23 protein-coding genes, 2 pseudogenes and 1 riboswitch are annotated in these 20,668 nt (G+C 39.4%); of the genes and pseudogenes, 6 read left to right on the top strand and 19 right to left on the bottom strand.

Annotated elements, in window-relative coordinates; genetic code table 11:
* Positions 1-39: 39 nt before the first annotated feature.
* On the bottom strand, positions 40-270 hold the full coding sequence (locus QNH10_RS20795) for an RNA-binding S4 domain-containing protein (RefSeq protein WP_347177909.1): 231 nt from the start codon (positions 268-270) through the stop codon (positions 40-42).
* Between the two features lie 105 nt (positions 271-375).
* On the opposite strand from QNH10_RS20795, the gene QNH10_RS20800 reads away from it, so the two are divergent.
* The gene (locus tag QNH10_RS20800; RefSeq protein ID WP_347177910.1) at positions 376-627 is read left to right on the top strand and encodes an HAD family hydrolase; all 252 of its coding nucleotides are present in this window, start codon (positions 376-378) and stop codon (positions 625-627) included.
* A gap of 2 nt (positions 628-629) precedes the next feature.
* Complete coding sequence (locus QNH10_RS20805; RefSeq protein WP_347177911.1) at positions 630-1,037, top strand: HAD family hydrolase; 408 nt, start codon at positions 630-632, stop codon at positions 1,035-1,037.
* Positions 1,038-1,121: 84 nt separating this feature from the next.
* Here the strand turns inward: QNH10_RS20805 and QNH10_RS17310 are convergent, their stop codons facing one another.
* The 3 genes from QNH10_RS17310 to QNH10_RS17320 all read right to left on the bottom strand — a co-directional run bounded on the left by QNH10_RS17310 (position 1,122) and on the right by QNH10_RS17320 (position 3,920).
* Complete coding sequence (locus tag QNH10_RS17310) at positions 1,122-1,823, bottom strand: YetF domain-containing protein (RefSeq protein WP_283734680.1); 702 nt, start codon at positions 1,821-1,823, stop codon at positions 1,122-1,124.
* Positions 1,824-1,924: 101 nt separating this feature from the next.
* On the bottom strand, positions 1,925-2,833 hold the full coding sequence (metA, locus tag QNH10_RS17315) for a homoserine O-acetyltransferase MetA (RefSeq protein WP_283732548.1): 909 nt from the start codon (positions 2,831-2,833) through the stop codon (positions 1,925-1,927).
* A 74-nt stretch (positions 2,834-2,907) separates the two neighbouring features.
* A riboswitch (SAM riboswitch) is annotated at positions 2,908-3,014 on the bottom strand.
* 48 nt (positions 3,015-3,062) lie between these two features.
* Positions 3,063-3,920, bottom strand: a complete 858-nt coding sequence (locus QNH10_RS17320) for a YitT family protein (protein ID WP_283732549.1) — start codon at positions 3,918-3,920, stop codon at positions 3,063-3,065.
* 196 nt (positions 3,921-4,116) lie between these two features.
* On the opposite strand from QNH10_RS17320, the gene QNH10_RS17325 reads away from it, so the two are divergent.
* Both QNH10_RS17325 and QNH10_RS17330 read left to right on the top strand, forming a co-directional pair.
* Positions 4,117-4,362: an AbrB/MazE/SpoVT family DNA-binding domain-containing protein gene (locus QNH10_RS17325; protein ID WP_283732550.1), complete on the top strand. Its 246-nt coding sequence runs from the start codon at positions 4,117-4,119 to the stop codon at positions 4,360-4,362.
* A gap of 187 nt (positions 4,363-4,549) precedes the next feature.
* Positions 4,550-5,188: a glycerophosphodiester phosphodiesterase family protein gene (locus QNH10_RS17330; protein WP_347178071.1), complete on the top strand. Its 639-nt coding sequence runs from the start codon at positions 4,550-4,552 to the stop codon at positions 5,186-5,188.
* A 274-nt stretch (positions 5,189-5,462) separates the two neighbouring features.
* Here the strand turns inward: QNH10_RS17330 and QNH10_RS17335 are convergent, their stop codons facing one another.
* Positions 5,463-5,777 (bottom strand): thioredoxin family protein, encoded by a 315-nt coding sequence (locus tag QNH10_RS17335; protein WP_283732551.1) that lies wholly within the window; start codon positions 5,775-5,777, stop codon positions 5,463-5,465.
* Positions 5,778-5,917: 140 nt separating this feature from the next.
* Between QNH10_RS17335 and QNH10_RS17340 the strand changes: the two genes are divergently transcribed.
* Positions 5,918-6,901, top strand: a complete 984-nt coding sequence (locus QNH10_RS17340) for a M23 family metallopeptidase (protein WP_283732552.1) — start codon at positions 5,918-5,920, stop codon at positions 6,899-6,901.
* 53 nt (positions 6,902-6,954) lie between these two features.
* Here QNH10_RS17340 and QNH10_RS17345 read toward each other — a convergent pair whose 3' ends face one another.
* The gene (locus QNH10_RS17345) at positions 6,955-8,661 is read right to left on the bottom strand and encodes a prolyl oligopeptidase family serine peptidase (protein WP_283732553.1); all 1,707 of its coding nucleotides are present in this window, start codon (positions 8,659-8,661) and stop codon (positions 6,955-6,957) included.
* Positions 8,658-9,002: a hypothetical protein gene (locus QNH10_RS17350; protein ID WP_283732554.1), complete on the bottom strand. Its 345-nt coding sequence runs from the start codon at positions 9,000-9,002 to the stop codon at positions 8,658-8,660. The genes QNH10_RS17345 and QNH10_RS17350 overlap by 4 nt, the downstream gene beginning before the upstream one ends.
* A gap of 133 nt (positions 9,003-9,135) precedes the next feature.
* Between QNH10_RS17350 and thpR the strand changes: the two genes are divergently transcribed.
* The gene (gene thpR / locus QNH10_RS17355; RefSeq protein WP_283732555.1) at positions 9,136-9,678 is read left to right on the top strand and encodes an RNA 2',3'-cyclic phosphodiesterase; all 543 of its coding nucleotides are present in this window, start codon (positions 9,136-9,138) and stop codon (positions 9,676-9,678) included.
* A 38-nt stretch (positions 9,679-9,716) separates the two neighbouring features.
* Here the strand turns inward: thpR and corA are convergent, their stop codons facing one another.
* The 12 genes and pseudogenes from corA to helD all read right to left on the bottom strand — a co-directional run bounded on the left by corA (position 9,717) and on the right by helD (position 20,554).
* Positions 9,717-10,679 carry a magnesium/cobalt transporter CorA gene (corA, locus tag QNH10_RS17360; protein ID WP_283732556.1) on the bottom strand — a complete coding sequence of 321 codons (963 nt, stop codon included), beginning with the start codon at positions 10,677-10,679 and terminating at the stop codon, positions 9,717-9,719.
* 103 nt (positions 10,680-10,782) lie between these two features.
* Positions 10,783-11,513: pseudogene (locus QNH10_RS17365) on the bottom strand (sulfite exporter TauE/SafE family protein).
* Positions 11,514-11,833: 320 nt separating this feature from the next.
* Positions 11,834-12,235, bottom strand: a complete 402-nt coding sequence (locus QNH10_RS17370; protein ID WP_283732557.1) for a hypothetical protein — start codon at positions 12,233-12,235, stop codon at positions 11,834-11,836.
* 36 nt (positions 12,236-12,271) lie between these two features.
* Entirely contained in the window at positions 12,272-12,694 is a 423-nt protein-coding gene (locus QNH10_RS17375) for a GNAT family N-acetyltransferase (protein ID WP_283732558.1), read from the bottom strand.
* 265 nt (positions 12,695-12,959) lie between these two features.
* A complete protein-coding gene (locus QNH10_RS17380; protein WP_283732559.1) occupies positions 12,960-14,090 on the bottom strand; it encodes a hypothetical protein in 1,131 nt (376 codons plus the stop codon).
* An 11-nt stretch (positions 14,091-14,101) separates the two neighbouring features.
* Complete coding sequence (locus tag QNH10_RS17385; protein WP_283732560.1) at positions 14,102-15,355, bottom strand: hypothetical protein; 1,254 nt, start codon at positions 15,353-15,355, stop codon at positions 14,102-14,104.
* The gene (locus QNH10_RS17390; protein ID WP_283732561.1) at positions 15,352-16,095 is read right to left on the bottom strand and encodes an ATP-binding cassette domain-containing protein; all 744 of its coding nucleotides are present in this window, start codon (positions 16,093-16,095) and stop codon (positions 15,352-15,354) included. The genes QNH10_RS17385 and QNH10_RS17390 overlap by 4 nt, the downstream gene beginning before the upstream one ends.
* A gap of 5 nt (positions 16,096-16,100) precedes the next feature.
* Positions 16,101-16,226, bottom strand: coding sequence for a hypothetical protein (locus QNH10_RS17395; RefSeq protein WP_283732562.1), 126 nt, complete (start codon positions 16,224-16,226; stop codon positions 16,101-16,103).
* Between the two features lie 63 nt (positions 16,227-16,289).
* Entirely contained in the window at positions 16,290-16,979 is a 690-nt protein-coding gene (locus tag QNH10_RS17400; protein ID WP_283732563.1) for a hypothetical protein, read from the bottom strand.
* On the bottom strand, positions 16,966-17,364 hold the full coding sequence (locus QNH10_RS17405) for an RNA polymerase sigma factor (RefSeq protein WP_283732564.1): 399 nt from the start codon (positions 17,362-17,364) through the stop codon (positions 16,966-16,968). The genes QNH10_RS17400 and QNH10_RS17405 overlap by 14 nt, the downstream gene beginning before the upstream one ends.
* Positions 17,365-17,726: 362 nt before the next feature.
* Positions 17,727-18,197 (bottom strand): NUDIX domain-containing protein, encoded by a 471-nt coding sequence (locus QNH10_RS17410; protein WP_283732565.1) that lies wholly within the window; start codon positions 18,195-18,197, stop codon positions 17,727-17,729.
* A gap of 124 nt (positions 18,198-18,321) precedes the next feature.
* Positions 18,322-20,554: pseudogene (gene helD, locus QNH10_RS17415) on the bottom strand (RNA polymerase recycling motor HelD).
* Positions 20,555-20,668 lie beyond the last annotated feature (114 nt).

Genomic DNA, 20,668 nt, shown 5'->3' on the forward strand with positions numbered 1-20,668 from the left:
TCGTCCTCATAGATGATTGAAAGTCCCGTCAGTGAGCTTTCATTCCGGGGCCGATTTATTATTAAGAATTTCGACCTTCTGTCCCGCAACTAATTTATAATTATGTTTCGTTACAGTTTGGCCATTTACCGATACTTGTCCCCTTGTCAACATGGACTTAATGGAGTTACGGCTATTCTTTTTCATATTTTCGAGTAAAAAAGGTAAAAGTTCCGCTTCTTCAGCCACCTGAAAAAGGTAGGACCCTTCCCGCGTTTTCTTGTGATTCATATTCCTGCCATTCTCCTCTCTCTACTTCTTCATTATCCATAATTTGTACTCTGAAAACAAACACTGTATTATCTTATACAAGCTCTAAACTAAAGGGGGAATTTCATGCGTATAGCAATATTCGATTTCGATGGTACTTTGTATTCAAAAGAAACATTCCAATTATTAATGGACCATTTGAAGGACCACCCGGTACATGGTCCAAAATATAAGCCTTTTTTCCGCAAGATCCTACCTTTATACATAGGGTATAAATTAAAAATTGTTCCAGAACCAACGATGAAGGAACGTTCCATGCAAATATATGCCGGTGCTTTACATACTTTATCAAAAAAGAGTTGGACGACTATTTTTTAGAAATGAAAGATAGCATGCGTGAAGGTTTTAACGTAGACGTCATTAACCGTCTGAAGCAACATAAAGATGAAGGCGTCCATGTCATGCTTGTTTCAGGAGCCTATACTTCCTTACTGCATGCGGTTACAAAAGGGTTGGGCTTTGATACAATTATAGGAACGGATATCCCTTTCACCAAAGATGGAACTTTTAATAAAGATATTTCCATTTATCATATACAAGGTAAACGAAAAAACGAAAAGATCATGGAATCGCTTGCCGGGAATGAGATTGACTGGGCAAATAGCTTCGCTTACGGTGATAGTTTGTCCGATTTACCTGTCCTTGAACTTGTCGGTAAACCAGTGGCAGTAAAGCCTGAAGAAAGGCTTGAACGGGTTGCAATTGAAAGGGACTGGGCAATCCTTTAACTAATATACAAATGAAAAGGCCCGAAATGAGAAAAATAATCATTCCGGGCCTTTTTATATTGAAAACAGGCTTATATTAATAAATCATTTATCCTCCGTACGCTGATCGATATGGAGGGTCCCGTTTTCAAGGATCTCAGCATAATAGACATGCTCCACTTTATTAATTCCATTCTTCTTCAGCTGTTCGTATACCCATTCCTCGGTCAAGTTAAGTTCCGTCAGATTTTCCTTTATCAATTTCCCATCAGATATAATTTCTGTAGGAATAAATTTAGGATCTTTACCTGGAGCTTTTACATCTTGGCGTGTTGCAGACTCCTTGTTCGCCTTCTTCATGACACTTAATTGACCATTCGTCTCAAGGATTGCATAATTCACATCCGCAACTGCAAATATACTTTGCTCACGTAGCATCATATTTAAATCATTCAAAGTGAGTCGCGACTTTTTCATGCCTTTTTCACTAATTTTACCTCTATGGATAATAATCGTCGGTGAGTCATCGAAAAGAACCCTTGCTTTCTTCGATTTCACAGTTAAGAAATTCACTAAAATTACTAGTACACCCCACCAAACTAATGCAATCGCACCACTTACAAATGGGGTTTCTGTTTGCCCTGCAATTTCCGCTGCAATTGAACCTATTGTAATTCCCGTGACATAATGGAAAAATGTAAGTTGTGAAATCTGTTTTTTTCCCATCGCCCTTGCAACTATCATAAGAATTATGAATGACAGTGTAGTTCTAAGTATCATTTCCCAGAAATCGATTTTTTCAATCATGTCATGCAATTCCACACACCTCCATTAGAAGGTAGTGTGTAACTGAACACGGACAATATACGGAGAAAACAAAAATTAGCCAACTATTACAGTATTGGATTTTACTCCCACTCGTAAGGGGTTTCTTGGTAAACGTAGTAGTTTAGCCAATTCGAGAATAACAAATGTGTATGGGACCGCCATGTATTTAGTGGTTGCTTGGTTGTGTCGTTATTTGGAAAATAATTTTGTGGCATTTCAATATCGATCCCCTTTTTTAAATCACGTTCATATTCTTCCCCAAGTGTACAAGCATCATATTCCAAATGCCCAGTAATCATAATATGTTTTTCATCCTTGGATAGGATAATAAACGCACCTGCATCATCGGATACCGCCAATAACTTCAAATCGTCATTTTGCTCAATCTCGTCAATTGAAACGGAAGTGTAACGGGAATGAGGTGCTTCGAAAACATCATTGAAGCCTCTAACCAATCGAATTGTTGGATCTGTTAATGTATGTTGGAACACACCGGATAGCTTCTTCGACAACTTAAATTTATTTAGCCCAAAATGGTGATATAATGCAGCCTGAGCACCCCAACAAATATGTAAAACGGAAGTAACGTTCGTCTTAGACCAATCCATAATCTCTTTTAACTCATCCCAATAGAGGACATCTTCAAACTCAAGATGTTCAATCGGCGCACCTGTAATAATCAGCCCATCAAAACGACGATTTTTCACATATTCAAATGTCGTGTAAAATGAATCCAAGTGATTTTTACTAACGTTTTTAGATTCATACGAAGCTGTGTTCAAAAAGGTTATATTCACTTGTAACGGTGTATTGCCAAGCAAACGAAGTAATTGAAGCTCCGTTTTTTCCTTCTCAGGCATTAAATTTAAAATAAGAATATTCAACGGCCTAATATCTTGACTTGATGCCCGACCCTCATCCATTACAAAAATCTTTTCCTCTTTCAAAACTTCCCGCGCAGGTAAATGTTCTGGTATATTAATTGGCATTAGGATTCCCCCTTAAAATTTAAAAAATCCCCGTTCCCAAGGATAGGAACGAGGATACATCGAAATTTTCTTCGTTCTTATCTTTCAAGATTTACATCTTGTTGGAGGTAGCACCTTCCTGCAATTGCAGAGGTTGCTGAAGCGTCATCGGGCCAAATCCCTCAGCTTCTCTTGATAAGAATTATTCAATTGTGAACTATTATATCATTCTTTTTAAAATTGTATACCTTTATTGATGAATCTTCGACTTTGAGAATCCCAGTCCTAATATTTCCGAAGCGTTAAGGAAAATGACAAAAGATGAAGGCTCTGCTGCTTGTAATACCTTTTTCAAATAAACTGCCTCTGATTGCTCCACAACACAAAAAATCATCGTCTTTTCATCATTCGAAAAACCACCAGTCGACTTCACCTTAGTTAAACCACGGTCAATCTCATTCTTAATAATCGATTGGATTTTCTCCTCATTCTCCGTAATAATAAGCACTAACTTCGTTGGCGATGTTTGCAATTGAACAAAGTCTATTACTTTACTCGTTACATAAATCGACATTAGCGCATATAACGCAAGTTCAAAATTGAAGACAAATGCGGACGTAACCACAACCACACCATCCACAATCAATTGCGAGAAGCCACTCGATATACCCGTATATTTCTTTAATAATTGAGCGATTAACGCTGTACCACCAGTCGATCCGTTTCCACGATAAACAATTCCAAGGCCAATCCCAAGAACAATTCCACCATAAATAGAGCTCAACAACGGATTATCAATAGGAACCTCGAGACCCGCCGTCAAATAAATGACAAGAGGAACACAAAATGTACCAACAATCGTTTTTGCACTAAACTCTTTTCCAGCAATAATTAGTCCTAATACAATCAACGGAATATTAATTAACCATTGAACAATCGCGGGATTATACCCAAATAACTCGTAAAGAATCGTACTTACACCAGAAATTCCTCCCGCTGCAATTCTGGAAGGCAATAAAAATATATTAAAAGCAAGGGCAACCAATGCGGAGCCGAATATGATTTGGACATAGTCAAAAACAACCGACTTTTTATGGATAAAAGACATGTGTATTCAATTCCCCCCTCTTATAAAAGCCTTAACTATTTTAACAGATAAACTTGTTTAGAATAGTTTTAAAGCTTGTAAAAAGGGCATAGTTATATCTATTGGATAATATATTCATATTTTTGTATTTTCTATTATTATCTGATATGATATAAGTACCAATATACTAAATATTCCAATGTTAGGGAGGAGAAAAATGCAAAGTCTGGGAATTGTACGGAAAGTCGATCACCTTGGTCGGATTGTTATCCCGAAGGAACTAAGGAGAAGTTTGGGATTAGATCAAGGGGTACCTTTGGAGATCTTTGTTGACAATGACAAAATCATCTTGCGAAAATATGTTGTTGACGAAGCATGCGTCATAACTGGAGAAATATCACTTCAAAATAAAAAGCTTTCTAATGGAATGTATATCAGCCCTGAGGAGGAGCAGAACTTCTAAAAAAGGAAATTGAAGATTATAAAACTTGGGAATAACAACATGGGCAACGGATTTTTTCTCCGTAGCCCTTTCTTTTAGGATTAAACAAAAGAAAGGTGAGTAATTTGGATATTTTTGCACACAGGGGCGCGTCAGGATCATTCCCCAAAACACAGTAAGCTCATTCAAGGAAGCGGCTCGCCTTCCCATTTTCGGTGTAGAATTCGATGTCCATATGTCATCGGATGGAGAACTTGTCGTTATCCATGATGAAACCATCGATAGAACATCCAATGGAATGGGTTTTATAAAAGATATGACTCTGGAGGATTTGAAGCAATTCGATTACGGCGGATGGTTTTCACCTGAATTTAGAGGAGAGACGATTCCAACCCTTTCTGAAGTCCTTGATATATTCCAACCAACTGAACTCATACTAAATATCGAGTTAAAATCTGATGTGTTTCCCTACAACGGGATGGTCGAAAAGGTACTTGCCATGATATCGAAAAAGCAAATGGAAGAATGTGTTATTCTTTCCTCTTTCGATCACAGCGCCATCCAATTAGTGAAGAAATTAGCTCCACAAATCGAGACCGCTGCCTTGTTCATGGAAGTGCTTGTCCATCCATTGGATTACATTCGAAGTTTACCTACGAATGCACTTCATGTATTCTTCCCCACTGCAGTTCGACCGTCATTAAAAGAAATTTATGAAGCAGAAGTGCCTGTACGAGCATTTACAGTTAATGAACCCGAGCAAGCCAAAACATTAAAACAAGCCGGCGTCCAAGCAATCTTCACCGACTTCCCAGAAAAAATGGCTTCTCTCCTTAATAATCAATAACAAAATAGAAGAAATTTATTGGATTGAAGCGGAAGGCGGCGACTCCTGTGGGGTTAAGCGCGAATGGTGAGACCCCGCAGGAAAAGCCGTAACGAAGAACGGCTTTTGCGAGTAAAAGCGAAGCGTTACGAGCAGGAATGCCGAAACGGATGCCTTAATTTCTGCAAAAGGCACAGAAATACGGCAAATCGAACTCTTCGTGGTTCGATTGGCTCACCCGCGCCCCACGGAAAGCGTCCGCCTGTAGCGGAAATCCGTGCCAATTACTTATTTCTTAAGCCAATCCATTAATAAACTCTTCAATTTCCTCGCGAGTCTTCCGGTCCTTACTTACAAAACGCCCCACTTCTTTCCCTTCGTGAAACGCAATAAAACTTGGTATCCCAAAAACATCCAACTGCTGACAAACATCAATAAACTCATCACGATCCACATAAACAAACTCATATTCCGGATAATCCGCCTCAAGACCAGGCAAAATCGGCTCAATCACCCTACAATCCGGACACCAATCCGCTGAAAACATAAACATCGTACGTTCCCTAACTTTTAATTCCTCAAATTGTTCAACTGACTGAAGTTTTTCCATTTGAAATACCCCCTTTTTTAATCAACTTGAGTATAGCACTAAAAAACAAATCCATCCTACGAAAAAGACTGACATTTCGACAATATATTCATGAAAAATAAAGATCGGGAATTCTATAATCATACAAAGGAGGTTTCCCCTTGCGTATCCATTTTAAAATTGTTTCATTTTGTTTATTGATGTGCTTTATTTTGCCTTTCCATTTATCGTTAGCCTCTGAAAGTCAACCGGAAGTAAATATTGAAGCCGAGAGGATGGGTCATTATTTACGGTATTCAAACGAGCTTGTACCTTGGTATCATTTGGCTGCTATCGATCAGTACGAGCGGAATATCCGACAAGTACGTACTGATTTACCTAAACCGGATGGTCCTATTTCCATTATTTTTCCGTCACACGATTGGTCAGGTTTATTGAATCCAGATCCAACTGACACTGAACCTAATTCAATTGCATTTTTCGGAGGAAGTGGGTTGGACGGAAATGGCGACGGGATTGCTGACTTGAATGATGTTGGGGATATTTTAATGACAATGAGTGCACATTTATCCTTATACGGGCCAGCCGAAGAAGATTTTAAGGCAGCGTTATGGCATTATTACAAACGGGAACAGACAGTCAATCAGATTGCAACCATCGCCAAACTTTATAAGCACTTTGAGACGATTGAATTGGATGAACATGTTTTCCCTATTCCGAAAGGATACGACTATTCGTATCGGGGCACATGGGGTTCGAGTAGGGGATGGGGCGGACGTAGGATTCACGAAGGAACTGATATTTTTGCGGGTTATGGTGTGCCAGTTGTGGCTACTTCATATGGCGTCATTGAAGTGATGGGATGGAATGAATATGGCGGCTGGCGTGTTGGAATTCGTGATAATCATAATACGTATCATTATTTCGCACATTTGGCTTACTTTGATAAAGGTATCAAGGAAGGCGATGTTGTTAAGCCAGGAACACTTCTTGGAACAGTTGGAAGCTCAGGCTATGGAAAAGAAGGGACATCCGGAAAATTCCCACCACATCTTCATTATGGTGTGTATAAATATAATGGTAAAACTGAATGGGCATTCGATCCGTATCCTGCTCTAATGAATTGGGAGCGGCAAAAGAGGTAAAACACTTAAAACAGGTGACGACAAACAACATGTTTATCGTCACCTGTCCCATTTTAATTAATTTCCACTCCTAATGTTTTAAATAGGAATGAATAGATATCTGTTAGTTCTTCAATTATTTTGGCGGTTGGCTTTCCGAGTCCGTGGCCCGCATTTTTTTCCACTCGAAGCAAGATCGGGTTTTCCCCTTCATGTCCCGCCTGTAATGTAGCAGCAAATTTCTTTGCATGAGCCGGTACAACACGGTCATCTGTATCCGCAGTTGTGATTAGAGTCGGTGGATATTCGACGCCTTCCTTGACATTATGCAGCGGTGAATACTTTATCATAAATTCAAAGTCCTCAGCATTCTTTTCCGCATTGCCATAATCCGTCACCCAATAGCGACCAACCGTAAATTTATGATAGCGAAGCATATCTGTTACTGGAACTTGGCATATTGCCGCTCCGAATAGGTCTGGACGTTGTGTGATGGATGTCGCGACAAGCAGCCCACCGTTACTTCCCCCCATTATTGCAAGTTTGCTCGTTTTTGTGTATTTCTGTTCAATAAGCCATTCTGCCGCTGCAGCGAAATCATCGAATACATTTTGTTTCCGCTCCAACGTTCCTGCCTTATACCATTCTTCTCCGAATTCGCCTCCACCCCTTAGGTTGGCAACTGCATAAACTCCACCCTCTTCAATACACATCCGAACAGCCGGAGAAAAGGCAGGAGTTAGACTTACATTGAAACCGCCATATCCATATAGTAAAACTGGATTTTCACTATTCAGTTTTAGGCCTTTCTTATGAGTCAAGTACATCGGAATCTTCGTTCCGTCCTTGGATGGATAAAAGACTTGAGTTGTTTCAAATCCTTCGGTATCAAACTTATTATTCTGTTGGAAGACCTGAACAAGCTCTCCTGAGTTGAAGTCATAGCTTCCGATCGAATTTGGCGCAAGGTAGGACGTATACCCAATGAACATCGTTTCGTCATCTTTCTTTCCTGTCAATCCAGTCAACGAGTTGAATCCCGACAATGGAATGTCCTTTACATGTTTGCCATCCATACCGTAAATCTTCAATTCATCATGTGCATTATGTAGATATGAAACGACGAATTGTTGATTGATGATTTTTCCGAACGATAGGACATCTTCACTTTCCGGGATGACATCCACCCAATTTTCTTTCGCAGGGTTGTCCAAATCGACTGCAATAATCTTTTCTTTAGGTGCATCAACATTTGTAATGAAATAGAATGTGCGACCTTCATTGCCAATAAAAGAATACTGCCCATCGCCCTTGCCAAACAAATGAATAAATTCCCCACCATTTTCAAGATCTTTATAATAAATTCGGCTTTTATTTTCTGTGCCCTTCCAAACATTTAAAAGCAAGTAGCGATAATCATCCGAAAAGATCGGGTTGAATGAGAACTCCTTATTTTCCGGATCCTCGTATATCAAAACATCCTCGTCTTGAGTTGTACCTAATTCATGCCAGTACACTTTATTGTTAAAGCTTTGCTCATCTGCGGGAACAGTGGATGGGTCTGGAAAACGATTGTAGTAAAATCCTGTTCCTTCCTCATTCCACGCAATATTACTGAACTTGCAAAATTGGATTAGGTCAGAATCATCTTCGCCTGTCTCCAAATTTCGCACTTTAATTTCTTGCCAGTCACTTCCATTCAACGAAATACCATACGCCAAACGTTTACCGTTTTTCGTAAATGATAAATTCGTAATCGCCGCAGTTCCTTCCTCATTCATCGTGTTCGGATGAGAATTACATCTAACTGATCAGAATTAAGGTCCTTAGCTCGATAAAATACTGCCTGATTTTGCAAACCGTCATTTTTATGGAAGTAATAATAATCCCCTTCTTTACGAGGAACTGTGTACTTTGGAAAATTCCATGTTTCCGTCAATTTCGCCTTTACTTTATCCCTATTTGGGAAAGTAGCTAGGAATGCCTGTGTCTTCTCATTTTGTAAATCCACCCATTGCTGCACTTCCGGATTTTTTGAATCTTCCAACCACCGGTATGGATCGGCAATATCAGTTCCATGGAAATTATCAATAACAACTTCTTTTTTTGTAAAAACTACCATTCTTTCTCCCCCTTTAAAAGAACTTCCAATATATATTACCACATTCTTCTGAAAAGAGGCACCAGTTAATCAAGTAAAAATTTTAACTTGTTGGGATACAATAAGGGGAAAGAAACTTATAAGGAGAACATTTATGAATAACCATTACTTTATCGGGATTAAAACCCCATCTTCTATTGAAGATACAGTCCGTTTTTTCAGGGAGAAATACAATCTTTCCACTATGTACAAGGCGATTCCGCATACAGATGACTTACATATCACCTTACTGTTCATCGGTGCATTGTCTGAGGAAAGAATCGCAGATTTGGTACATGGACTTACCACTGTGGCAAGCCAGCATACGAAATTCAATTTATCAGTAAGTGGACTTTCGTATTTTGGATCTCCAAAAGGTCCAAGAGTCGTCTATTTGTCTGTAGAACCTTCTTCCGAACTTGAAGCATTACAGGAGTCAATCGCTGCGATTGGAAGAAAAGACCTTGGCATTGAAAGTGATAAACGCTTTACACCACATATTACAATTGCGAAAAAACGAAAACTTACAAGCGATTTTACCATTCCTAAGGAATCATATAACTCCATTGAATTTAATGTGGATGGATTTTCACTTTTCACCATTCATCCTTCGAAAACACCAAAATACGAGATCATTGAACATTTTTCATTCAAATGAAAACCGCCCCCCAATACTGGGGGCCGCTGTTTTCTTTATTAGGTTTTATCAATACCGAACCAACCTTTCTTTTTGAACCAAAAAATCATGGAGAGTGCTATCAAAGCCATGACTATAATGACGATCAGATAACCATGCTGCCAATGTAATTCTGGCATGCGGTCAAAGTTCATCCCGTAGACGCCTACGATGAATGTCAACGGGATAAAAATTGAAGAGATAATTGTCAATGTTGTCATGATACTGTTCATGCGATTTGAATTAATGGACAATTGACTATCCCGGATGTCCGCTGTCAGCTCACGGTTGGAGTCGATCATTTCTCCAAGTCGGATCAAATGATCATAGACATCGGAAAAATAGGCCTGTTCCTGTTGGCTAAAATGTAGCCGTCCCGAATTTAGCATTCTGTATAGCAATTCCCTCATTGGAAAAATCGTTCTTCGTAAACGTAGTAAATCACTGCGCACTTCAAACACATAATCCATAGATAGATGAACCGTCCTTGGTGAAAGTTCTTCTTCAATTTCGTCCAAATGATCCTCGATATTATAAAGAATCGGAAAATACTGGTCGACCACTTTATCGATGATTTGATAGGTAACAAATTTATGTCCCTGATCCCATGTTTTCGATTGTTTCATAATCAATTCACGGGCCTTATCCATTTCCTGAAGCCTTCCCCTATGAAATGTTACGATGAAATTTTCCCCAAGGAACATATTAAGCTCTTCGGCCTCAAGGTCATTACTACAAATTGAATGCAGCACGAAGAATGTGTATCCATCATAATAATCCATTTTCGGCCTTTGCAGTCGGCCCAAGCAATCTTCGATGGCTAAAGGATGGAAGTCGAAATAGCTCAGCAAAAGTTCACTTTCCTCTTCTGAAGGTCGGTCAAAATCCACCCAATACCATTCAAGTGAAAGTGACTTGATCTCCTCAAGTCTAAAATCGAAAATCATTTCATCTTCAGTTGTCATTCCGATTGTCCGCAGCATTTTTTCACCTACATTTCGGAGCGTTCATTAATAAGTGTTCCCCTTTTAAGCATAAATAAAGCCTCGAAGGACCTAACCGATCCCCCGAGGCATTTTTTACAACTCATATATTATCGATAACAATCTGGATGATCAAAGCTACCGTAACAACTCGTAATAACGGCTTCACAAATTTCGGTTTCAATTTTTCAGCAATCCGAACTCCGGTTTGCGCCCCAGTAATCGACCCAACATTAGCATAAGCGTTAACGGCCAGATGATTTTCCCAGCAAGAATATAGGTGATAGCCGCCCCGAAGCAGCTGGAAAATGTTGCGAGACGGACATAGGCGACTGCACGGATATAAGCAACTTTCAAATGCCCGAATAAGTAAAGCATCAACGTTCCTTGTCCCGGTCCGAATAGTCCATCATAGATTCCGATTCCGTATAACCCTGGAATACTAATTTTCGAGACTTTCAATTTTTCCTGTCCACCAAAATCCCCTTTTCCAATGAAGGAAGTGATAAATGCAAAAGAAAGGAGAATGATCGCAAATATATATAAGCGATCTTCGGAAAGCATTGTTGCAATGTATCCCCCACTTACGCCGCCGATCAAGCTAACAGGAATGATCCAAAATGATTCACGTAAAGAGATTTGTTTGTGTTTCAAAAGGAATAGAAAACTTGAAAAAGAACTTACTGTATTTGAAACTTTATTCGCTCCGATTGCTGAATGAATTGGTACCCCCAAAAGCAACATTGCTGGAAGACTTATTAATCCCCCGCCTCCCGCTAATGTTCCAAGTGTTGTTGCAATAGCCCCAATAAAAAACATGAAGAAATACTCCAAAACAATCACCCCCTGTTGATAACTCAAGTATACTCCTTCGAGGGTGATAAGAAAATTCGATAGTTATTATAACTACTTATAGGTTTTACTTATCGACAGAAGCGAAGGAGGACCGGCGAGAGCGGTCCTCCTTGATTGGTGGGATTTTAGATAGAGCTATGGGAAGTTCCGCCGGTTCTATGGGAACTCTTCGCCATTCTACGGGAAGTCCCAGCCGTTCTATGGGAACTCTTCGCCATTCTATGGGAAGTCCCAGCCGTTCTATGAGAAATCTTCGCCATTCTATGGGAAGTACAGGCAACTTTACGGGATAGGCAAAATTAAAATCCAATTTCATACTCTTCTCCATCTTCATTGACCACCTTAAATTTACTCACGGGTTTTTTAAGTCCAATAAGGATGTAAGGATTTAATTCGTCACTTTCCGCATCAAATTCTTTCACTGTGACGACAGTTTGATTTTCCAAGTATTCGACACTTACTGCTTCTAACTCACGTTTAGTTGTTCCTGTGGACACTACCACCATTTTTAACCCTTCTGAAATGTCAATGACTTTAAAGCCTCTCCTATCCGGCTTTTCATTTTGCAGATAATTGACATATGCTCTGACCCCAGTCTCTTCATCCAATTTCGCTTTCTTCATTACCCAGTATCCTTTACCACAACCACTCAATATCAACATCAATATAAAAATTCCAACTAATGCTTTTTTCAAATTCAATTCAGGTCACTTCCTTATTATCTATTAAGCTTTTCATCAATGATATTCGATGATTCCTTCATTATCATAAAAAGTTTCTGTTATATCGAACCCATGTTTAATATTCAATATCAACATATTCCGCCACATGTTTCTCGTCTTTGTTTCAATCTCTTTATATCCCGCTTCTTTAACAATACGATGTTGGAAATCCATAAGCATGGAGCCAATTCCTTGTCCCCTGTAATCTTCTTGAACAGCACCGTACCAACTATAATATCGGTCGGCGGAAAGCTCATAGCCGATTTTATAACCAATTAGCCGATTTTCTTTAGTTGCGGCTACGAATAGGATTTTCTGTCGTTTCACAGCTTTCTCAAGTAACTCATCGGCATTGTCGAAAACTTCATTATGTAATTGTAAAATCCCGTGCAAAACATGTTTATCAGGCATTCCCCAATAATGGTGGATCTGTGGCATATCTTACCTCTCCCCCTTAATCTGATTATACTACAAATACTATTAATTCATATTCTAATATTCATATATCTTTGACTTGCAAGAGAGAATGAGAACTCTTTGGACAGGAAAGAGAACTCCTCAGTGATGAATGAGAACTTTAATGTAAAAGACGGGTGAAAAATAGCGTTTTGCTATCTTTCACCCGTCATATTGATTTACCTCATGTACTTATAATTGTTTATTGATTAAAACCTTGGTTCTTTAATGGAAGTCCCCTCTATTTTCACATCAAAACATCCATCTTTTTCTCACGCTTTACAAGACAATAAATAATGATTGAGCTTACAATAATCATGCTGCCGTAAGATAGAGGGGGTAGCCATTTCGGACTCCAGATAAGAATCATATTCGGTAATAATCGATTCAGGCCAATGATGAGAAATCCGACTATGAAAGGAATTTGGATGCCAATTAAGGACACCATGTTTGGTACTACGTTTGAGAAGCTCATAGATAGGGTTACGAAAATGAATCCGATTAAGTAAATTGCGGCGACACATAGCATGATGAATTGGAAGAACGTGGGGTCGTACCAAGATTCATTCCCAATAAAGGTGTTAACACGGACTTTAAAAAACATGGACGTATTATTCAATGAATACAAACCTAAATAGACGGTCAACAATCCAGTAATAATAGTGAATGTTGAGATGTATCCTGCCAAGAGTTTCGTCTTGAAAAGATTCCTTCCCTTTTTCGACGTGTACTGCAACGTAAGAATACCTCTTGAACGGTCCTTCAAAATTGTTGGCGAAATAACTAACACAACACTGAACAAAATAGCGACCCCGACATGTGTAATAAACGTTTTAAAGTTTTGGATAACTATTTCCGTGTATACTCCGAATTTTTCTTCTGCAATTAATTCGATTAAACGGTCTCTCTGGTTATCAGTAAGTACTTCAGGAATAGTTTTTCTGAAGTTATAAAACTCAATTAGCCTTTCACGCTCTTGCAAATCCCAAAAGAGATCAGTTTTATTTCCGAAAAAAACGTCATCTCGAAGATCGCGTGCTTCTTGGGATGGATTCCACCAATCGTATGCATGGAATTTTTCAACTGTATCTAAACCCTCTGCTACGAAATCCTCCCTGGACTGCAAATACCGATTTGTTTCTTCCACTGTTTCCTCGTATACTTTTTCGAAGTCACTAAACTCGTCATCATCCATAGTAGCACCGTATTTCTCTACCATTCCAACTCCGATGTTATACGAATAAACCTCACTGCCATTGGGGAAATATTTAATATCAAATTCAATCATAAAGAAATAAAGTAAGCTATTGATCAATAACAATAATAACATTGTCTTCCACGTGAAAATTTTCTTTATTTCATTCCATAAAACCCTCATTGTTACCCCCCTCACTGTATATCGATTTTAAGGAAACGTTTATACGACCAGAAACAAACTGCAAGCGTGATTACCGTCCAAAAGCTGATTGTAATCCATTCAAAGTTTTCGAATAGGATCAATCCGCTGCTTCCCATGAACGAGGATGTGACAGTTAGGATCAATGTCGGTAATGTATACGCAGAGACGAATAACAGAATTGAAGACTTTGGCATAAAGCCTGGTAATAGCCAAATAAGGACGAATAGTGCTGCCATGAGAAAGAAAGTGATATAACTGTTTTTCACCGTGACGGATAATGCAAATGTCAAACCCGAAAATAGCAATAGAGTTACAAAAACAAGTGCAATTACCCCTATTAGAAAGGCTCCTACAGATATATCCCACCAAGCGACATACGGGAAATTATATTCCCAGTTGAATGCGCTGCTAATGGATGTTCCCCAGACATGCGAGTAATCAAAAACAGCGAAAAACGTTCCGAGTGTTATCGCGAATAGTAAGAACACAATAGTTGTCGCCATTGCTAAAGATGACAGAAGCTTGTTCTTCATCAGTTTTCTGCCGCGTTTTGTGGAGTATGTAAGTAGATGAGTCCTGTTTTCAAACTCATACGTCGTAATCAATGCTGTCGTCAAGACGATCAATAGAAGAGATTCGATAATGATTTGCAGGAAGACCGTCTTGAAGAGAAAGGTATGCATGAAATATGCTTTCCCAGCGAAAAACCACCGCTTTTGTTCCCCTTTATTAACCATTTCCTCGAATCGTTCAGAGAACTTCTCGTTTTCATTCAGAAATGTTTCGGCAGCTTTGCCACTAAGACCGTATTTCTCAATTTCCACTTCAGCCATTTTCTGTATGTCAATTTTTTTATAACTTTCATCAATTGACTTCGCCATGTTCAAATACATTTCTTTAAGTTGCAGCCGGTGAATGAACTCCCATTGTTCATCGTTATATTTCTCTTGATCCTCATAGCGCAATCCGTCAAGAAATTCATAGACGCTTGTAAATTCGGACGCTGTCATCCTATTTAATTCAGCTACGTCGATTTGTACATCACTCTTGAATTCGTCTAAAGATTCATCTGTTATATCCAATCCGTACGTCTCGATAATTTCATTAATTATCTTTAATTCTTCCTTATGGTCGGATGAACTGACGATGACAAATATATTAAAAGCAGAAAAAACGATGATCAGTGAAATCAAGATAGGCGATGTCAATACTTTCTTACATTCATGGAAGATAATACGCATCATACTTCCCCTTCGATTTCATCGCGGTATTCGTAAAGGAATACATCCTCCAACTGCGGCACTACTTGCTTCCATTCTGCTTCCGGCACGCTTTTATGGATGAAACGAACAATCATCTTGCCATACTCCTGCTTTTCAGAAAGAAGAACATATTTCTTCCGGAAAGCTTCCAACAGTTCAAAGTCGACGGTTGTTTCGAACACATTTCCGTTCAACGTAGCACAAATTTGCTCAACCGAATCCTTATAAAGCAGCTGCTTTTTTTTGATCATAATGATTTCATTCGCAATTGATTCAATATCCGATACGATATGGGTTGAAATAATAACGAGCCTATCGCGGGCGAGTTCAGTGAGTATGTGACGGAATCGCGCCCTTTCTTTCGGATCAAGGCCGGCTGTCGGCTCATCCAGAATGAGAATTTTCGGGTCGTTCAGCAATGCTTGTGCAATGCCAACTCGCTGGATCATTCCACCAGAAAATTTCTTCATTTTTTTATTCACTACATCACCTAAAGCTACTTTTTCCAGTAATTCATCGATTTTTTGGAGTGCCTCTTTTTTTCCGATCCCTTTTAACGCTGCCAAATACAACATATATTGCTTAGGCGAATAGTTTTTGTAATAACCGAATTGCTGTGGCAAAAAACCTAACAGCTCACGATACTGCTCATCCATATCTATAATGTTTTTCCCTTTAAATTGGATTTCACCTTCGCTCGGCGTAATCAAGGTCGCCAACATTTTGATCAGCGTTGTTTTCCCGCGCCATTCGGAGCAAGCAATCCATAAAGACCCGTGTTGAATTCCAAATTGATTTGCTGCAACGCGGTGAAATCCCCGTAGCGTTTGCCTACATCTTTCACGACTAACATATTAAAATACCCCTTCCGTCTGTTTGAAACTGACTAACTTTTTTAAGTAATTCATATACATGATCAGAAACTAAGAAGAACAACTGCATAAATGAATACCGGCAAATGGAGGAGCATGCCGTTGTAAAACTCGTTATTTACTGATCTTAAGATGTTGTTTCCTATCAGCCATACTGTAATCGTCACTATGACAATTCCTTTTGTCCTTCGGTTCATAAGAGCAATCAAAAGAATGATCGAGAACAGAAATAGAGATGTACCGGAAATCATAAACGCACGAACAAAATATATTTCTTCATATTTCATGGCAATGAATGCTATCGCCAACGTATTCAGGAACATTGTTGAAATACTAAATGCAAGCATCCGGAAGGCAATTACCTGATAGACATTGTATTTACACGCCATTTCTACGTCATAGGTGGCATTTTGTATTTTATTCATATACGTATAGATCGAAAAGACAAGGAACAAAATCGGTGAAAACAGGAAGATATAGGCATACAGATTTAGCAAGTCACCATGAATCGGCACAATGAGAAATAGGCTGTATAATCCGATTGCAATCATTACAATGAAGCTTAGCTCCAATCGGTCCGAAAACAGATGCCGCCATCCGACTTGGTGAACCATAGAACGCAAATAGGAAGTGAATCTTTCCTTTTTCACTAACCCGTGGGTAACAATTTGACTGATTTGCTTGTCAATAGTGCTGTCGTCTGGCATTGGGATATTGAATTTATCTTTCTTCAATGTTCTCCACCTCCATTTCTTTACGGATCCACTTCAATGCTGCGTAGTATCTTGTTTTGACTGTAGATAAAGGGATTGCTTCAATGGACGCAATCTCTTTCAATGTATAATCGCCAAATAGCTTCAATCGGATGATTTGCTGAGAATATGCGTCAAGCCGATTCACCACTGAATTAACAAGTTCAAATTGTTCTTTATGCTCAAGCTCGATCTCCAAATTGTAATCATCTTCAACTTCCTGATGGATGTCCTCGATTGGCTGTGTAAATTGTGCATACCGATAATGCTTAGAGCGGAAATAATCGACAATACGGTTTGAGGCAATCCTGTATAGCCATGTCCGAAAAGATGCTTTTTTCGGGTCGTACGCATGGATGGATTGCAAATAGCTATGAATAGCTCTTGAGTTACATCCAACGACAGGTCTGCGTCGAGTGTCTGCTTATAATGAAAAGCATACATTTCCTTGTAATATTTCGAGACAAGATTATTTGCCGCAGACTCACTTGCATTCTTTTTTATCTGTTTGATCCAGCGTAGGTCGTTATCCATTCATTCATCACATGCTTTCCGATATCATTGCCTATAAGTATATTCGAGATTCATATTGAAAAAGTTTGAGGGACTTGAAAATTATTTCATAGGCTGTCGTTCTACTATAGGTTAGGCATATTAAAAACGCATGGATTTATATAAATCCATGCGTTTTCCCATTTACTATTTTTCTTAGATGAAGCACCCAATACTCTAACTTCTATTCGAGTCTTCAATTTCATAATTTAGTGTACTTTCCCACCAGATGTTCTTTTTTCCGTTCATATACTTTTGTATAAGTTGTCTAAAAGGATAGGGTTGTAGGTTACAATTATCCAGATCCTCTTCCTTACACCAGAAAAACTGGAGATGTGGTTCACTTGATTGCGGGTTAATACCTGCTGTTAGACTTTTGCTTGTAACCTCAAACACCTGATTTACTTCGCAATTCAAAATGCCTTTTTTCTCCCACTTATGTTCTACTAAACCAAGGAAATTACCCACTGTGCAACTTATTCCTAATTCTTCTTCAACCTCCCTGGCCAGTGCATCTTTTGCACTTTCGCAAAATTCAATATGGCCGCCCGGTAAAAATGTGTTTTTTTCTCCAATGGCTTGGGCAAGCAAAACTTGATTATCTTTTATGAAAATCCCTCTTGCTAAATGATGGAACGGATTCGTCAACTAATTCTCCCCCTTATTATGTGTTTATGAGCTTTTGAAGTGATTTATGCGTTTCTGTATGGATTTATGCGCCCTTATCTGCTTTTATGAGCTTTTCGTCCGATTTATGCGTGATTTTAGCGATTTATGCGTTTTTCGGTGAAATCAATGGTAGTAATGAGTCGGAAAGCAGATGCAATTCATGCATTGGCCTTGTCATTGCGACGTATAACAGCTTTCGATCGATCGGATGATCTCTGAACGGTTCATCGAATGCTGCAATAATGACTGCGTCGAACTCGAGTCCTTTTGACAAATGGCTCGGCACGATCAACAGGCAATCTCCGTTTATATCAGAGTTTTCTCCCAATAATTGGACGGGCATGCCCGACTTTTCGAGTTGTTTGTGGATGGCTGTTGCTTCTTTCCGCGTTTTGCAAATTAATGCAATGAGCGGTGTCCCCTGCCAAGTATTGCTTCATAGATATCATTTACCTCGGAGGCATCAAGTTCTTGCAAATTATAAAACTCCGGCTCCCGGCCATGACGAACAACCGGTTCGACCAACGGCAAGTCTTCGTCCATCTGGGCAAGGACTTTGTTTGCGAGTTGCATGATTTCGATTGTTGTTCGGTAACTTTTCTGCAGCGTTGTATAGGTAGCTCGAGGGAACATTTCCTGTACGGGTTCCCACGAGGTCAACGCCCTGTAGCTATGGATACCTTGCGCCAAGTCCCCCACCATTGTGAACATATCTGTTTCGAGTCCGTCTTGGAGAGCTGCAAGTTGGAATTCACTGTAATCTTGTACTTCATCGATGAAGACGACACGCATTTTCCATTTATCCTCCACGCCTTTCAGTTTTGCATGCAGAAAATAGAGGGCTGCTAAATCCTCAGTCTCCCAAGCAACACTAACGTGCGCGGCAAAAAAAGCATCCCTTTCCGAATCGGACCAGTGGCATGCCAGTTCATTATGTAATTGAGGATCTGTAAGCCAGTCCCTGTATAGCTTTTTACAATTAAACTTTTTAAATTTCCGCATATAGGAAGCGACTTTTTGTTTCCCTTCTTTTTCAATAGAAGGAAGACGTTCGTCGCGCTCATCCATGATCCTTGTAATCCGTAATCTGCGCTTTTCATCGTCACGAATACCGTACAGTGCTTTATCGAGCGCTTCCTCGTATTTATCGGACAAAATTTTATAAAGTTGTTTCCTCTTCCGATTCACTTCGCTTTGCATAATAACGCGAATCCGCTCAATTCGCTTCTCAAGTGGCATATAGTTGAAGTCTTCAAGGAACAGCTTTTTTAGTCGAGTGGCTCGCATAATGCGATACTTCTCAATATAGACGTCTTCAAATAGTTCCGCGGTCATAAGCTCCAATTTTTCGACATATTTCTGCATAATTTCACGGTACTGAAGCGTTCCTTTCATTTTCGCAATAGAAATTGTTTCTTCATTCAAAGCGGACTCCGCAGTTAACATCTCCAACTTTTCGTTCGGATCAGCCAACTTCAGCTTCAATCCAGTGGCGTTCAATACATATTCGGCGAATGTAGTTTGGCATATCCTGCCTACGCCTAATTCCGGTAGCACATCGCCGATATATTCCATGAACAGCTTGCTTGGAGCTAAGATCATTAATTTCTCCGAAGGAAAATCCGTACCCATCGTATAGAGAAAATAGGAAATACGGTGAAGGGCGATTGTCGTTTTCCCACTTCCCGCTGCTCCTTGAACGATAATAGGCGATTTCAGATTCGCACGAATGATTTCATTCTGCTCGGCTTGTATTGTCGAAACGATTTCTGTTAGGCGGACATCCGCCTTTCCGGCCAATGCTTCCTGTAGCAATTCGTCATTCGTCGTTAGATCAATATCAAGGATATCGAGCAATTCGCCTTCTTCAATTTTGTATTGCCTTTTCGAATAAAGATGTCCACTGATTTCTTCGTCACGCACTTTATACGTCAAGTCTCCGAGTCTACCATCATAGTAAACATTCGCAACTGGGGAACGCCAATCGACGATAATCGGCTCTTGTGTTTCTTGATGGAAGACGGAGGTTTTTCCAATATAAAGGAATTCATCTTTCTCCCCACTTGCACTAAAATGGATTCGGCAAAATAAGGCTTTTGCTGGATCGCCTCTAATCCTTCTTTTTGGGTTCGTGCCATTTCAAAAAATCGGGTATTCGTCAAAATGTTAATGTAGCTCAAACTTGAATCTAAATAATCCAAGTCGGCCATCGCATGACGGATTTCATCTTGTGAGGATTGCACATCACGCATCGACTCCTCAAGGAGCTTCTGCATATAGTGCTTCGTGTAGTCAAGGCGCTGCAATTCAAACTCAAAATCGGGATGTTTCTGCATATACAGTCCTCCATTTTGCGTATTTTGCGTCCTGCTTTCTGTAGAGATGTTGGGGTTTTTAGGAAACAGAAATTGATTGTATCATTACAACATGTTTTAGGCAATACAATTTAT

It is taken from the genome of Sporosarcina thermotolerans (genome assembly GCF_030067815.1).
GTDB lineage: Bacteria > Bacillota > Bacilli > Bacillales_A > Planococcaceae > Sporosarcina > Sporosarcina thermotolerans.

Excerpts from the sequence above, each read along its gene's own strand:
- QNH10_RS17390 (WP_283732561.1), bottom strand. The coding sequence starts at position 16,095 with ATGTTGGCGACCTTGATTACGCCGAGCGAAGGTGAAATCCAATTTAAA.
- QNH10_RS20805 (WP_347177911.1), top strand. The coding sequence starts at position 630 with ATGAAAGATAGCATGCGTGAAGGTTTTAACGTAGACGTCATTAACCGT.
- QNH10_RS17395 (WP_283732562.1), bottom strand. The coding sequence starts at position 16,226 with ATGTTAGTCGTGAAAGATGTAGGCAAACGCTACGGGGATTTCACCGCG.
- QNH10_RS17345 (WP_283732553.1), bottom strand. The coding sequence starts at position 8,661 with ATGAATGAGGAAGGAACTGCGGCGATTACGAATTTATCATTTACGAAA.
- QNH10_RS20795 (WP_347177909.1), bottom strand. The coding sequence starts at position 270 with ATGAATCACAAGAAAACGCGGGAAGGGTCCTACCTTTTTCAGGTGGCT.
- QNH10_RS17320 (WP_283732549.1), bottom strand. The coding sequence starts at position 3,920 with ATGTCTTTTATCCATAAAAAGTCGGTTGTTTTTGACTATGTCCAAATC.
- metA (WP_283732548.1), bottom strand. The coding sequence starts at position 2,833 with ATGCCAATTAATATACCAGAACATTTACCTGCGCGGGAAGTTTTGAAA.
- thpR (WP_283732555.1), top strand. The coding sequence starts at position 9,136 with ATGAATAACCATTACTTTATCGGGATTAAAACCCCATCTTCTATTGAA.
- QNH10_RS17310 (WP_283734680.1), bottom strand. The coding sequence starts at position 1,823 with ATGATTGAAAAAATCGATTTCTGGGAAATGATACTTAGAACTACACTG.
- QNH10_RS17335 (WP_283732551.1), bottom strand. The coding sequence starts at position 5,777 with ATGGAAAAACTTCAGTCAGTTGAACAATTTGAGGAATTAAAAGTTAGG.
- QNH10_RS20800 (WP_347177910.1), top strand. The coding sequence starts at position 376 with ATGCGTATAGCAATATTCGATTTCGATGGTACTTTGTATTCAAAAGAA.
- QNH10_RS17375 (WP_283732558.1), bottom strand. The coding sequence starts at position 12,694 with ATGCCACAGATCCACCATTATTGGGGAATGCCTGATAAACATGTTTTG.
- QNH10_RS17385 (WP_283732560.1), bottom strand. The coding sequence starts at position 15,355 with ATGATGCGTATTATCTTCCATGAATGTAAGAAAGTATTGACATCGCCT.
- QNH10_RS17380 (WP_283732559.1), bottom strand. The coding sequence starts at position 14,090 with ATGAGGGTTTTATGGAATGAAATAAAGAAAATTTTCACGTGGAAGACA.
- QNH10_RS17350 (WP_283732554.1), bottom strand. The coding sequence starts at position 9,002 with ATGGTAGTTTTTACAAAAAAAGAAGTTGTTATTGATAATTTCCATGGA.
- QNH10_RS17325 (WP_283732550.1), top strand. The coding sequence starts at position 4,117 with ATGCAAAGTCTGGGAATTGTACGGAAAGTCGATCACCTTGGTCGGATT.
- corA (WP_283732556.1), bottom strand. The coding sequence starts at position 10,679 with ATGCTGCGGACAATCGGAATGACAACTGAAGATGAAATGATTTTCGAT.